This is a genomic window from Streptomyces sp. NPDC001890 (assembly GCF_042891445.1).
GTDB lineage: Bacteria > Actinomycetota > Actinomycetes > Streptomycetales > Streptomycetaceae > Streptomyces.
This window is the reverse complement of record NZ_JBIATE010000018.1, coordinates 108,251-120,337: the sequence shown is the minus strand read 5'-3', so window position 1 is coordinate 120,337 and position 12,087 is coordinate 108,251. Positions and strand designations below refer to the sequence as shown.

The 12,087-nt window shown below is 71.2% G+C and carries 10 protein-coding genes; 2 read left to right on the top strand and 8 right to left on the bottom strand.

Annotated elements, in window-relative coordinates:
* Positions 1–34: 34 nt before the first annotated feature.
* The 7 genes from ACFYY1_RS31875 to ACFYY1_RS31845 all read right to left on the bottom strand — a co-directional run bounded on the left by ACFYY1_RS31875 (position 35) and on the right by ACFYY1_RS31845 (position 7,811).
* A complete protein-coding gene (locus ACFYY1_RS31875) occupies positions 35–787 on the bottom strand; it encodes a LytR/AlgR family response regulator transcription factor (protein ID WP_388591711.1) in 753 nt (250 codons plus the stop codon).
* Positions 788–875: 88 nt separating this feature from the next.
* Positions 876–1,736 (bottom strand): Fpg/Nei family DNA glycosylase, encoded by an 861-nt coding sequence (locus tag ACFYY1_RS31870; RefSeq protein ID WP_388591709.1) that lies wholly within the window; start codon positions 1,734–1,736, stop codon positions 876–878.
* Positions 1,737–1,842: 106 nt separating this feature from the next.
* Complete coding sequence (locus ACFYY1_RS31865; RefSeq protein ID WP_388591707.1) at positions 1,843–2,697, bottom strand: amidohydrolase family protein; 855 nt, start codon at positions 2,695–2,697, stop codon at positions 1,843–1,845.
* 1 nt (position 2,698) lies between these two features.
* Entirely contained in the window at positions 2,699–3,010 is a 312-nt protein-coding gene (locus ACFYY1_RS31860; protein ID WP_388591705.1) for an L-rhamnose mutarotase, read from the bottom strand.
* A 1-nt stretch (position 3,011) separates the two neighbouring features.
* Positions 3,012–4,004: an aldo/keto reductase gene (locus tag ACFYY1_RS31855; RefSeq protein WP_388591825.1), complete on the bottom strand. Its 993-nt coding sequence runs from the start codon at positions 4,002–4,004 to the stop codon at positions 3,012–3,014.
* A gap of 212 nt (positions 4,005–4,216) precedes the next feature.
* The gene (locus ACFYY1_RS31850; protein ID WP_388591703.1) at positions 4,217–5,605 is read right to left on the bottom strand and encodes a wax ester/triacylglycerol synthase family O-acyltransferase; all 1,389 of its coding nucleotides are present in this window, start codon (positions 5,603–5,605) and stop codon (positions 4,217–4,219) included.
* A 139-nt stretch (positions 5,606–5,744) separates the two neighbouring features.
* On the bottom strand, positions 5,745–7,811 hold the full coding sequence (locus tag ACFYY1_RS31845) for a SpoIIE family protein phosphatase (protein WP_388591701.1): 2,067 nt from the start codon (positions 7,809–7,811) through the stop codon (positions 5,745–5,747).
* Between the two features lie 258 nt (positions 7,812–8,069).
* On the opposite strand from ACFYY1_RS31845, the gene ACFYY1_RS31840 reads away from it, so the two are divergent.
* On the top strand, positions 8,070–9,437 hold the full coding sequence (locus ACFYY1_RS31840) for an FAD-dependent oxidoreductase (protein ID WP_388591699.1): 1,368 nt from the start codon (positions 8,070–8,072) through the stop codon (positions 9,435–9,437).
* A gap of 112 nt (positions 9,438–9,549) precedes the next feature.
* Here ACFYY1_RS31840 and ACFYY1_RS31835 read toward each other — a convergent pair whose 3' ends face one another.
* Positions 9,550–10,602 carry a chitinase gene (locus tag ACFYY1_RS31835; protein WP_388591697.1) on the bottom strand — a complete coding sequence of 351 codons (1,053 nt, stop codon included), beginning with the start codon at positions 10,600–10,602 and terminating at the stop codon, positions 9,550–9,552.
* Between the two features lie 418 nt (positions 10,603–11,020).
* On the opposite strand from ACFYY1_RS31835, the gene ACFYY1_RS31830 reads away from it, so the two are divergent.
* Positions 11,021–12,070 carry an iron-siderophore ABC transporter substrate-binding protein gene (locus ACFYY1_RS31830; protein ID WP_388591695.1) on the top strand — a complete coding sequence of 350 codons (1,050 nt, stop codon included), beginning with the start codon at positions 11,021–11,023 and terminating at the stop codon, positions 12,068–12,070.
* Positions 12,071–12,087 lie beyond the last annotated feature (17 nt).

The following is a 12,087-nucleotide window of genomic DNA, read 5'->3' as shown; positions in this document are numbered from 1 at the left end:
GCCGTGGGAAGGGCCGGATCCTGGTCGGCGCTGGTCAGCGGCCGGTCTGGCGCATCAGCAGATCGCGCAGCGCCCGGGTGTGGCGGCGGCTCACCGCGAGCTCCGCGGTGCCGATGCGGACGCTCATGCTGCCCGCGTCGAGGCGGAGTTCGTCGATCCGGCCGAGGGCGACGAGGTGGCGCCGGTGGATGCGGACGAAGCCCCGGGAGCGCCAGCGCTCCTCCAGGGTGGTGAGGGGGACCCGGACGAGGTGGCTGCCGGTGGCGGTGTGCAGCCGGGCGTAGTCGCCCTGGGCCTCGGCGTAGGCGATGTCGTCGATCGGGATGAACCGGGTGACTCCGCCGAGCTCCACCGGGATCTGGTCGCCCGCGGTGTCGAGTACGGGCGCGGAGCGGTCGCCCACCTGTTCGGCGACGCGGCGCACCGCTTCGGCCAGCCGCTCACGGCGTACGGGTTTGAGGACGTAGTCGACGGCCTTCAGGTCGAAGGCCTGGACGGCGAAGCCCTCGTGGGCGGTGACGAAGACGATGAGGGGAGGCGCGGCGAAGCCGGCCAGCAGCTGGGCGACGTCGAGACCGGTGAGGCCCGCCATGTGGATGTCCAGGAACACGACGTCGATGGCGGCCGGGTCGTCCGGGCCCGCCTCGACGGCGGCGCCGATGCGGCGCAGCGCCTCGGTGGCCCCGGTGGCCCCCTCGGCGCTGCTGATCCGGGGATCGGCGCGCAGGAGGTACAGGAGTTCCTCCAGGGCGGGTTCTTCGTCATCGACGGCGAGTACGCGCAGCATGGGCCGGAGTGTAGAGCGCGCACGGGGGTGCGGGGCCGGGTGATTCACCGCTTCTTCGCGCACCGGCCCGCCCGCGCACCCCGGCGGGTCATTTCAGCAGCCTGGACAGGCGGCGGTCGGCCAGCGGCTTGCCGCCGGTCTGGCAGGTCGGGCAGTACTGGAGCGAGGAGTCGCTGAAGGACACCTCGCGGATGGTGTCCCCGCAGACCGGGCAGGGCTCGCCGGTGCGTCCGTGGACCCGCATCCCGCTCTTCTTCTCGGCCTTGAGCTTCCCGGCCGCGAGTCCGCCGGAGCGGGCCACCGCTTCCTGGAGCGTGGTGCGCGTCGCCGTGTGGAGCGTGGTGATCTGCTCGTCGGTGAGGTTCGCGGTGAGCAGGTACGGCGACATCTTCGCGACGTGCAGGATCTCGTCGCTGTAGGCGTTGCCGATGCCGGCGATCAGGGACTGGTCGCGCAGCGCGCCCTTGATCCGGCGGCGTTCCCCGGCGAGCAGCGCGGCGAACGCGTCGCGGTCGAAGGAGTCGGCGAGGGGGTCGGGGCCCAGCCGGGCGATGCCCGGCACCTCGGCCGGGTCGTGCACCAGGTACACGGCGAGGCGCTTGGTGGTGCCCGCCTCGGTGAGGTCGAAGCCGTCGCCGCCGGTGAGGACGGTGCGCAGCGCCAGGGGCCCCTTGCCGGGGCGTGGCGGTTCGGCAGGGAAGGTGTCCTTCCAGCGCAGCCAGCCGGCCCGCGCGAGATGGGTGATCAGGTGCAGCGGCCCGGCGCCGATGTCCAGGAACTTGCCGTGCCGGGCGATCCCTGTGACCACGGCACCGTGCAGGGCGGACAGCGGTGGGTCGTACGTCTTGAGGACGCTCACGTTGAGCGGCAGGACGCGGTCGATCTCCTTGCCGACCAGGTGGTCGTCGAGGAAGACCCGCAGGGCTTCGACTTCCGGCAGCTCGGGCATGGTCCCAGACTGCCGGAAGCTCCGGCCCGGTGCCTGTCGTGGGCCGTGGCCCCGTTCGGCCGTGGTGGCTGTCAGAGACCATGGCCCCGTTCGGCCGTGGTGGCTCTCAGAGGCCGTAGACCCGTTCGGCCGTGGTGGCGAGCACCCGGGCCCGTTCGTCCCCGGTGAGGGCATCGGTCAGGGTGCGTGCCGTGTCGACCACCTCCTGGTACGTCGCCGCGAGCCGGCACACGGGCCAGTCCGAGCCGAACATCAGCCGGTCGGGGCCGAAGGCGTCGAGGACGGTGTCGGCGTACGGGCGCAGGTCGTGCACGGTCCAGGAGCGCACATCGGCCTCGGTGACCAGGCCGGAGAGTTTGCAGACGGTGTTGGGGCGGGCGGCCAGCGCCCTGATGTCGTCCGCCCAGGGGCGCAGCTCACCGGCGGCGACGGGTGGCTTGCCTGCGTGGTCGAGCACGAAGGCCAGCTCGGGCAGCAGCGCCGCCGCCTGGACGGCGGCGGGCAGTTGGCCGGCCTGGACGACCAGGTCGTAGACGAGTCCGGCGTCGGCGACGGCGCGCAGTCCGCGCAGGACCTCGGGGCGCAGCAGCCAGCCGGGGTCGGGTTCGCCCTGGACCTGGTGGCGGATGCCGACGAGCCGGTCGCCGCCGGGCAGTTCACGCAAGGAGGCCAGGGTGTCGGCGATGTCCGGCGCCGTGAGGTCGCACCAGCCGACGACGCCCGCGACGAGGTCGTTGTCGTGGGCGAGCGCCAGGAACTCGGGGGTCTCCTCCGCGACGGTGACGGTCTGGACGAGGACGGTGGCGTCCACCCCGGCGGCGTGTGCCTCGGGTTCCAGGTCGGCCAGGGTGAAGTTCCGCCGGAGCGGGGCGAGTTCGTCGCCGCTGATCCAGTCCTGGTCGCGTACCGAGAGGTCCCACACATGGTGATGGGCGTCGACGATCCGTTCCTGACCGGTCATGTCACAGCTCCCAGGCGACCGGGAGCCCGGCTGCGGCGCCGTCGGCCGAGTAGTCGTGCGCGACATCGAGCAGTTCGTCCATCCTGGCCTGCCAGGCCACGTTGACGGGGAGCTGCTCCAGCTCGGCGAGGAGTGCGGTGTAGTCCTCGCAGTCGATGACGTGGAAGAGGTCGGTGCCACTGCGCCAGATCGTCCAGGACGTGGCGCCCGCCGCGCGGATCGCGGCGGTGAGCTCCGCCGGGACCTCGCGGTGCGCGGCCTCGTACTCCTCGATGCGGTCGGCGCGGACCTTGGTGTGCAGGGCGATTCTCATGTCAGTGTCCGTTCTCGGTCAGCAGGCCCTCGGCGCTCAGCTCGTCCCAGAGCTCGTCCGGGATCTCGCGGCGGAGCAGGGCGGCTGCGTCGCGCACCTCGTCCGGGGAGCGGGTGCCCACCAGGACCGTGGCGACGGCCGGGTGGGCGAGCGGGTAGTGGAGAGCGGCGGCCCGCAGCGGTACGCCGTGGCCCTCGGTGACGGCCTTGATCCGCAGGGCCCGGTCCAGGAGGGTGAGGGGCGCGGCCGTGTAGTCGTACGTGGCACCGGGGCGCGGGTCGGCGAGCAGCCCGGAGTTGAAGACCCCGCCGACGACCACGCTGCGGCCCCGGGCGGCCGCCTCGGGCAGCAGCTCGTCGAGCGCGGACTGGTCGAGGAGGGTGTAGCGCCCGGCGCAGAGCACCACGTCGACGTCGGTGTCGCGCAGGAACCGGGTCAGCATCGCGGTCTGGTTCATCCCGGCGCCGATGGCGCCGACGACGCCCTGGGCGCGCAGCTTCTCCAGTGCCGGGTACGCCTCGTCGAACGCGGCCCGCGCGTGGTCGTCGGGGTCGTGCAGGTAGGCGATGTCGATGCGGTCGAGCCCGAGCCGCTCCAGGCTGTCCTCGATGCTGCGGCGTACGCCGTCGGCGCTGAAGTCCCAGCGGCGGCGGTGGGTGGCGGGTACGGCGAAGCCCTCGGAGAGGCCGTCGGCGTAGTAGCCGGAGCCGGTGGCGTCGGCGGGCAGCGGGTCGAGCACCCGCCCCACCTTGGTGGACAGCACGTACGAGTCGCGGGGCCGGGAGCGCAGGGCCTCGCCGAGCCTCCGTTCGGAGAGGCCGAGTCCGTAGTGCGGTGCGGTGTCGAAGTAGCGGACGCCCTCGTCCCAGGCGGCGTCGACCGCGGCGGCCGCCCGTGCCGGGTCGACGGCGGTGAAGAGATTGCCGATGGCGGCCGCCCCGAAGGACAGCTCGGTGACCTCGACCGCGCTGTTTCCCAGCCTGTTGCGCCGCATGCTTCCGCCGCCCTCCCCGGTGATCGCTTCCTGCACACAGGAATATTCATCGGATCACTTGGGCGCGTCAACACCTCAGGGGCCACCAACTGTGACACTTTCCCGGATATCTGTCCGATCTATGATCGATCCATCACCGATCCACCACCGATCTGATCGAAGTGACGTCGGCTCAGTGCACCTGCACGGCGCACCTGCCTCAGTTCGCCGGCTCAGCTCTTCGGCAGCAGCGCGAGCAGCTCGGCCAGCTCGTCGTCGGCGCAGCGCGCCAGCCGGTCCAGATCGGGCAGCGCCTTGCCGTCGGCCACCAGCCCGACCCGCACCCGGCCGCCGTACGTGGACAGCGCGACGGCGAGGGACTGGCCGCGGGCGAGCGGCGCCATCGGATAGACGGCGCGCAGCGGGCAGCCGCCGAGCGAGAGCGCCGAGCGCGGCAGGGGCACGCTGGTGACCAGGACGTCGAAGAGCATCCTGGCGGCGTTCCCGGCGATCGGCGCGCCGAAGCGGTGGGCGAGCGAGGGGAGTTGGTCGGCGAGCACGGCGACCGCGCCGGCGCCGCGGAAGGGTCCCGCGGCCTTGTTGCGGTCCATGGCGGCGCGGACTGCGGCGAGCCGCCGCCACGGGTCGGGTTCGCCGACCGGGAGCCCGAGCAGATAGGCGGAGAGCTCGTTCCCGGTCGCCGCGGCCTGGCCCGGCCGGCGCCGGGAGACCGGCACCAGGGCGCGCGGGTCCTCGGCGGGCAGCGGTTCGCCGCGCTCGTGCATCCAGCGGCGCAGCGCGCCGGCGACGATCGCGAGCAGGACGTCGTTGGTCGTGCCGCCGGCGACGCGGCGGATCCGCCGGACGGCTTCGAGGTCCAGGTCCGCGGTGGCCAGCCGCCGGGTGCCGCTGGAGCTCGCGGTGAGTGCGGGCGTGCCGCGCGGATCGAGGCGGCTGGCCCGCACCATGGAGGCGCCGACGCCGAACGCCCGCCCGAGATCCTCGATCCGGCCGAGCGCGAAACCGGCGACCTGGCGCGGGCCGGGCATCCAGGAGCGGGGCGGGACGGCGCGGGTCCGGCGGGCGGGGGTTCCGGCGCGGATCCGGCCGACGGTGGCGATCTCGTCGAAGATCCCGGCGCCGATGGCGACCGCGCGCATGCCGTCGGCCAGCGCGTGGTGGAGTTTGACGAGCACCGCGAAGGGGCCGCCGTCGGCGCCGCCGATCACGTACATCTGCCAGGGCGGCAGCCCCCGTTCGAGCGGCCGCTCCATCAGTTCACCGGCGAGCCGGGTGGCGCCCGCCATGAAACCGCCGTCCTCGTCCCGCGCCTCCGCGCCGGTCAGCCGCACCCGCCCGATGTGCCGGTGGACGTCGAAGTCCTTGTCGACGAACCAGGCCGCGCCGCCGACGGGCAGCAGTACGTCCCTGACCCGCATCCGCAGCCGGGGAATGGCGGCGGCGCGTGCGCCCAGCAGTTCGAGCACGGTCTCCGCGTCGGCGCCGCGCGCCGGGCCGGGGGCCGGGGAGAAGACGGCGAGCGCGCCGAGGTGCATCGGGTGGGCATCGGATTCGAGGTGCCAGAAGGCAAGATCGAGAGGTGCCAGCAGCTCAGTTCCCAACGGGTCCTCATGTCGTCGAAGACAAAGACTGACGAAGTCGCCAAAGACTGGCGCAGTCGCAGTCAATCGCTCGTGATCGGTTACGGTCAAGTACAGACATGTTACGTTCTGTTACTGTCGGGTAGAGAGCGCGTTTCCGTCACTCGTGTGCCGGGATGACGAATTCGCACCAGACACACTTGCCACCACCCCGGGATTCCACGCCCCACAGGTCCGCCAGCCGGTCCACCAGCATCAGCCCCCGCCCGGACACCCCGGCCTCCCCCGCGTCCCGGCGCCTGGGCAGCGCGCTGGAGCGGTCCTCGACGTCGACCCGCAGCCGCCGCTCGGGGCCGGTGAGCACCCGGATGGTGACGATGGCCCCGCCGTCGGTGTGCATCAGCGCGTTGGTGATCAGCTCGTCGGCGGCCAGCTCGACCTCGTCGGCGCGCGCCTTGGCGCCCCAGGCCCGCACCGCCGCTCGGATCATGTGACGGGCCGAGCTCAGCGCCTCCGGGTCGCTCTGCGCGACGTGCTGCTGGAGCCGGCCGCCGGGCTGGGGTGCGTGGGCGGCCTTGCGGCGCAGCAGCAGGACGGCGACGTCGTCCTCGCCACCGCGCTCGTCGACCTCCTCGCAGAGCCGGTCGGCCAGCCGCTGGAGGTCCTGCGGGCCGCTGCGCACCATGGCCGTCAGCAGCTGGATGCCCTCGTCGAGGTCGGCGCCCGGCATCTCCACCAGCCCGTCGGTGAACATCACCAGGGTCTGGCCGGGGTCCAGCTCCGCGGTGCTGACCGGGTATTCGAGCCGCCCGAACTCGGCCGAGAGCCCCAGCGGCAGCCCGCCCTCCGCGGGGAGCCTGCGGCAGCTGCCGTCGCTCTCGCGCACCAGCGGGTCGACATGGCCGGCCCGGACCAGCTGCACCACCCCGGTCGTCAGATCGGCCTCGGCGTAGGTGCAGGTCGCGAAGCGGTCCGTGTCCAGCTCGTGCAGGAAGACCGAGGCCCGCGCCATCACCGTGGCGGGGCTGTGCCCCTCGGCCGCGTAGGCGCGCAGCACGATGCGCAGCTGCCCCATGACGGCCGCCGCGTGGGTGTCGTGGCCCTGCACATCTCCGATGACGGCCCCGACCCGGCCGCCGGGCAGCGGAATGATGTCGTACCAGTCGCCCCCGATGTCCCGGCCCAGCCGGGCCGAGCGGTACCGGACGGCGATCTGCGCCCCCGGCACGTCCGGGATCCTGCGCGGCAGCATGGCCTGCTGGAGCCCCTCGGCGAGGTCGTGCTCCTGCTCGTACAGCATGGCCCGCTGCAGGCTCTGCGCGATGGAGCTGCCGAGCGCGACCAGCAGATTGCGTTCGTCGCCGGTGAAGCCGTCCTTGTCGCTGTAGAGCAGGCCGAGCGCGCCGATGGGGCGGGCCTGGGCGATCAGCGGCAGGTAGGCGGCCGAGGTGATGCCGAGGTGGCTGATGTGGGGCCACAGGATCGGGTACGAGGTGGCGAAGTCGGTGGCGGACTCGATGAAGCGGGGGGTGAGCGTGCGCACGACCTCGCTCATCGGGTACTGCTCGTCCGTCCGGGTGTACCGGGTGCCGGGCACGAAGGAGTCCTCCGGTCCGTCGGCCACCAGATGGATGCGTCCGGCCTCTATCAGCCCCATGACCAGGCTGGTCGCACCGAGATGCGCCAGCCCCTGGGAGTTCTTCAGCACCTCGATGACGTCGCCGACGGTGCGGGCGTGGGCCAGCGCGGCCGTGGTGCCGTCCACCAGGCTGGTGCGGCGGCGGCGCTCCAGGTCCAGTTCGTGGCGGGCGGTGGAGTCTGCCAGCTCCTGGGTCGCGTCGCGGACGATGCCGATGATGCGGTGCGGGCGGCCGGTGCCGTCCCGCCGGATGAAGCCCTGGGTATGGGTCCAGCGCAGGCTGCCGTCGCGCCGCCTGATCCTGAAGTACGCCCCGTAATTGTTCTGCCCCCGCTTGAGCGCCTGCGCGACCATGGCGTCGAGCCGGACGCCCTCGTCCGGCGGCACCCGCAGCCCCAGCGTCTCCGGCCGGTTGTCGTACTCCTCCGCCCTCAGGTCGAACACGTCGAGCGCGGGCCGGTCCATGTGCATGAGGCCACTGTCCAGGTCCCAGTCGAAGCTGCCCATACGGTTCAGGGCGAGACTGAGATCCGGGTGGGCGGGCCAGTCGTCCGGGAGTGACAGGGCACCCGCTACCCGATCATCCATGTGGGTCACTCTGCCATCATTTGTCCGATTCTTCGAGCGAACATCGCACGACCGGGCGAATCCCGCGTTCGCGCCACCCGAGTGCACTTCACGCCCTTTCGGGCCCCGCACACAGGCGCCGGACGTCTCGTAGGGCGAACCGCCCCGAGGCCGCGGACCGGCAACGGATACGGTGTTCCATGGAGCACGGTAAGCCCAGCCTTACCTTTACCCTGAGCTGCACTGCCCGCATCAGCACGTTCTAAGGACCAGCACCTGATGACCCGCCCCGTCCGCGTCGCCATAGTCGGAGCCGGCCCCGCCGGCATCTACGCAGCGGACGCGCTGCTGAAATCCGAGGCCGCCCAGGAACCGGGTGTTTCGATCGACCTGTTCGAGCGGATGCCCGCCCCCTTCGGCCTGATCCGTTACGGCGTGGCCCCGGACCACCCGCGGATCAAGGGCATCGTCCAGGCACTCCACCAGGTGCTCGACAAGCCGCAGCTCCGGCTGTTCGGCAACGTCGACTACCCCAACGACATCGATCTGGACGATCTGCGGTCCTTCTACGACGCCGTGATCTTCTCCACCGGCGCCGACGCGGACCGCGCGCTCGACATCCCCGGCAGCACCCTGGACGGTTCGCACGGCGCCGCCGACTTCGTCTCCTGGTACGACGGCCACCCCGACGTGGCCCGCACCTGGCCGCTGGAGGCGGAGAAGGTGGCCGTCCTCGGCGTGGGCAACGTGGCCCTGGACGTGGCCCGCATCCTCGCCAAGACCGCGGACGAGCTGCTGCCGACCGAGATCCCCGCCAACGTCTACGAGGGCCTCAAGGCCAACAAGGCCCTCGAAGTGCACGTCTTCGGACGCCGGGGCCCCGCGCAGGCCAAGTTCAGCCCGATGGAGCTGCGGGAGCTGGACCACTCGCCGAACATCGAGGTCATCGTCAATCCCGAGGACATCGAGTACGACGCGGGTTCGATCGAGACCCGGCGGAGCAACAAGCAGGCCAACATGGTCGCCTCCACGCTGGAGAACTGGGCCATCCGCGACGTCGGCGACCGGCCGCACAAGTTGTTCCTGCACTTCTTCGAGTCCCCGGTGGAGATCCTCGGCGAGGACGGCCGGGTCATCGGCCTGCGCACCGAGCGGACCGAGCTGGACGGCACCGGCAACGTCAAGGGCACCGGCGACTTCACCGACTGGGACGTGCAGAGCGTCTACCGCGCGGTCGGCTACTACTCGCAGGAACTCCCCAAGCTCCCGTTCGACGTGGTCTCCGGCACCGTCCCGCACGCCGCCGGACGTGTCGTCGACGGCGGGGAGCACATGACCTCGGTCTACGTCACGGGCTGGATCAAGCGCGGCCCGATCGGCCTGATCGGCCACACCAAGGGCGACGCCAACGAGACCGTGGCCTGCCTGCTGGAGGACCAGGCCGAGGGCCGGCTGCCCGCGCCGGTCCGGCCCGAGCCGGAGGCCGTCACCGCCCTCCTGGAGGAGCGCGGCGTCCGGTACACCACCCGCGAGGGCTGGTACCGCCTGGACGCGCACGAGAAGGCCCTGGGCGAGGAGCAGGGCCGCGAGCGGATCAAGGTCGTGGAGCGCGAAGCCATGCTGGACGCCTCCGAGCCCCGCTCCTGACCCGTACGACCTACCGGCCGGCCGGTCTCACGGCCGGCCGGAAGGGCCGCCGGAAGGGCGGCTCCGTCCACCTCGGCGGAGCCGCCCGGTCCGGCGGTGGTGGTGCGGCGCCTCAGCGGCCCTGCAGCGCCTTGACGTTGTCCCCGAAGGTCCAGCCCTTCGAACCGTCCCAGTTGAGCGACCAGGTCATCAGGCCCTTGAGGGCGTTGCCGTAGTGGTTCCAGGCCTGTGACACCTGGCCGGTCGTCATGTGACCGCCACCCGCGCCCGGCTGGGCCGGCAGCCCCGGCACCTGCTTGTCGTACGGGACCTTGATGGTGGTGCCCTGGATGACGAGCCCCCTGTCCAGACAGTCGGTCTGGGCCGTGAATCCCTCGACCGTGCCCGCGGAGTACGAGTCCCCGGCGCATCCGTACATGCTGCCGTTGTAGTACTGCATGTTGAGCCACCACAGGCGCCCGTTGTCCGCGTACTTCTTCACGATGGGCAGATACGCGCCCCAGATCGAGCCGTAGGTGATGCTCCCGCCGGTGACATAGGCCGTCTCCGGCGCCATCGTCAGCCCGAAGTTCGAGGGCATCTGCGCCAGCACGCCGTCGATGATGCGGATGAGGTTGGACTGCGAGGCCGACAGCTGGTTGATGTTGCCGCTGCCGGTCAGACCGGTCTCGATGTCGATGTCGATGCCGTCGAAGTTGTACTTCTTCAGGATCGGCACGATCGTCTCGACGAACCGGTCGGCGACGGCGGTGGAGTTGAGGTCGATGCCGGCGGCCGCGCCGCCGATGGACATCAGGGTGGTGAGTCCGGACTCCTTCGCCCGGCACATCTCGGCCGGGGTCGGGACCTTCACCGTGGAGTCCATCCCGTCCTCCCACAGGACGGTGCCGTCCGAGAGGATGACCGGGAAGGCGGCGTTGATCACGTTGTAGCCGTGCTGCGCGATCCGGGTGTCGGTGACCGGGATCCAGCCGAGCGGCGGGTGCACCCCGTTGGCCGCGCCGTCCCAGTTCTCCCAGTACCCCTGGAGCACCTTTCCGGCGGGCTTCGACTTGACCGCGCACGTCTCGTCCTGCGCGGCGCTCGGCTCCGCACCCACCAGCAGCTGTACGGCACATGCCGCCGCGAGGCCGACCCCCAGCAGGCGCGATGTCCGACCGAACATGCTCAGTTCCCTTCCTGTCGCGGCCGGTGCCGCCGGGGCGGTCCTGCTGCCCGAGGCGGCCCGGCGCGGGGCGAGTTGGCGCGTGAATGGCATGCGCCTGACAACCTCAGGCGGAATGCGGTCTCGCATTTCACGGCTCGCCACACGCTAGGGATGCCTGGCTCGCCCGTCAATAGGTCTGGACCAAAGCGGCGACAGGGCCGACCCCCGGGGCCGGTGGCGCAACCACGCGGGAGACCTCGAAGACGTTTCCCAGGGGCCGGTTGTCGCCGCACAAAGGCTTAGCTTAGGCTTGCCTAACTCCTTGCGATCTGCATCGGGGGCCGCCTGTCGTACCCCCGTACGGCCGCTCCTTCGGCATGCCCTCACGCGGTCGCGGGGACCCGCTGCTCCATCCGTTCAAACATGAGGAACATCCATGTCCCGGTTCACCCGCGCGCGTCGCCGGACGCTCGCCGCAACTGCCGCCGCCGCAGCGCTCGTTCTCGCCCTCGGCGGCTGCTCGTCGAGCGACGACGGCAAGGAGACCTCCGGCGCGTCCGGGAAGAGCGGCGGCGCGTTCCCCGTCTCCATCAAGAGCGCGCTCGGCACCGCGGAGATCAAGGAACAGCCCGAACGGGTCGTCACCCTCGGCCAGGGCTCCGCCGAGACGGCCATCGCGCTCGGCCACACCCCGGTGGGCATCGAGAAGTACGAGTGGGGAAGCGACAAGACGGGCTATCTGCCCTGGATCCACGACGCGGTGAAGAAGTCCGGCGACAAGCTGCCGACCCAGTTCACGGGCGGTGAGGACATCGACTTCGAGGCGATCACCGAGCTGGAGCCGGACGTCATCCTCGCGCCGTGGTCGGGGATCACGCAGAAGGACTACGACATCCTCAAGGACATCGCCCCCACCGTCGCCTATCCCGACCTGCCCTGGAGCACGGACTGGGACCAGCAGATCGAGATCATCTCCAAGGCGCTGGGCGTGCCGGACGAGGCGAAGACCCTCACCTCGAAGATCGAGAAGCAGCTGTCCGACGCGGCGGCGACCCGGCCGGAGTACAAGAAGTACAAGTTCTCGTACATCTACAACACCGGTCCCGGCACCCTCGGTGTCTTCAAGCCCGACGAGCAGCGCGTCAAGATGGTCTCCTCGCTCGGCCTCACGGTCGACCCGGTGGTGAACACCTTCAAGGAGACCAAGGGCACCGACTCGGCGCTCATCGGCCTGGAGAACGCCGAGAAGCTGAAGGACAGCGACCTGGTCTTCACCTTCTACATGGACGACAAGGCCCGCAAGGAGATCGAGGCGCAGCCGCTGTACGCGGCGATCCCGGCGGTCAAGAGCGGCGCCGTGGTGGCCGGCACGGACAACTCCTTCGTCACGGCCTCCTCGATCATCAACCCGCTCACCGTGCCGTGGGTGATCGACCGTTACCTGCCGCTGATCGACAAGGCCGTCGAGTCCGCCGCCAAGGGCTGAGGCGGACCACCACCCCC

Bases quoted from the DNA above. Each gene is read 5' to 3' on its own strand.
- ACFYY1_RS31875 (WP_388591711.1), bottom strand. From the start codon at position 787: ATGCTGCGCGTACTCGCCGTCGATGACGAAGAACCCGCCCTGGAGGAA.
- ACFYY1_RS31870 (WP_388591709.1), bottom strand. From the start codon at position 1,736: ATGCCCGAGCTGCCGGAAGTCGAAGCCCTGCGGGTCTTCCTCGACGAC.
- ACFYY1_RS31865 (WP_388591707.1), bottom strand. From the start codon at position 2,697: ATGACCGGTCAGGAACGGATCGTCGACGCCCATCACCATGTGTGGGAC.
- ACFYY1_RS31860 (WP_388591705.1), bottom strand. From the start codon at position 3,010: ATGAGAATCGCCCTGCACACCAAGGTCCGCGCCGACCGCATCGAGGAG.
- ACFYY1_RS31855 (WP_388591825.1), bottom strand. From the start codon at position 4,004: ATGCGGCGCAACAGGCTGGGAAACAGCGCGGTCGAGGTCACCGAGCTG.
- ACFYY1_RS31845 (WP_388591701.1), bottom strand. From the start codon at position 7,811: ATGGATGATCGGGTAGCGGGTGCCCTGTCACTCCCGGACGACTGGCCC.
- ACFYY1_RS31840 (WP_388591699.1), top strand. From the start codon at position 8,070: ATGACCCGCCCCGTCCGCGTCGCCATAGTCGGAGCCGGCCCCGCCGGC.
- ACFYY1_RS31835 (WP_388591697.1), bottom strand. From the start codon at position 10,602: ATGTTCGGTCGGACATCGCGCCTGCTGGGGGTCGGCCTCGCGGCGGCA.
- ACFYY1_RS31830 (WP_388591695.1), top strand. From the start codon at position 11,021: ATGTCCCGGTTCACCCGCGCGCGTCGCCGGACGCTCGCCGCAACTGCC.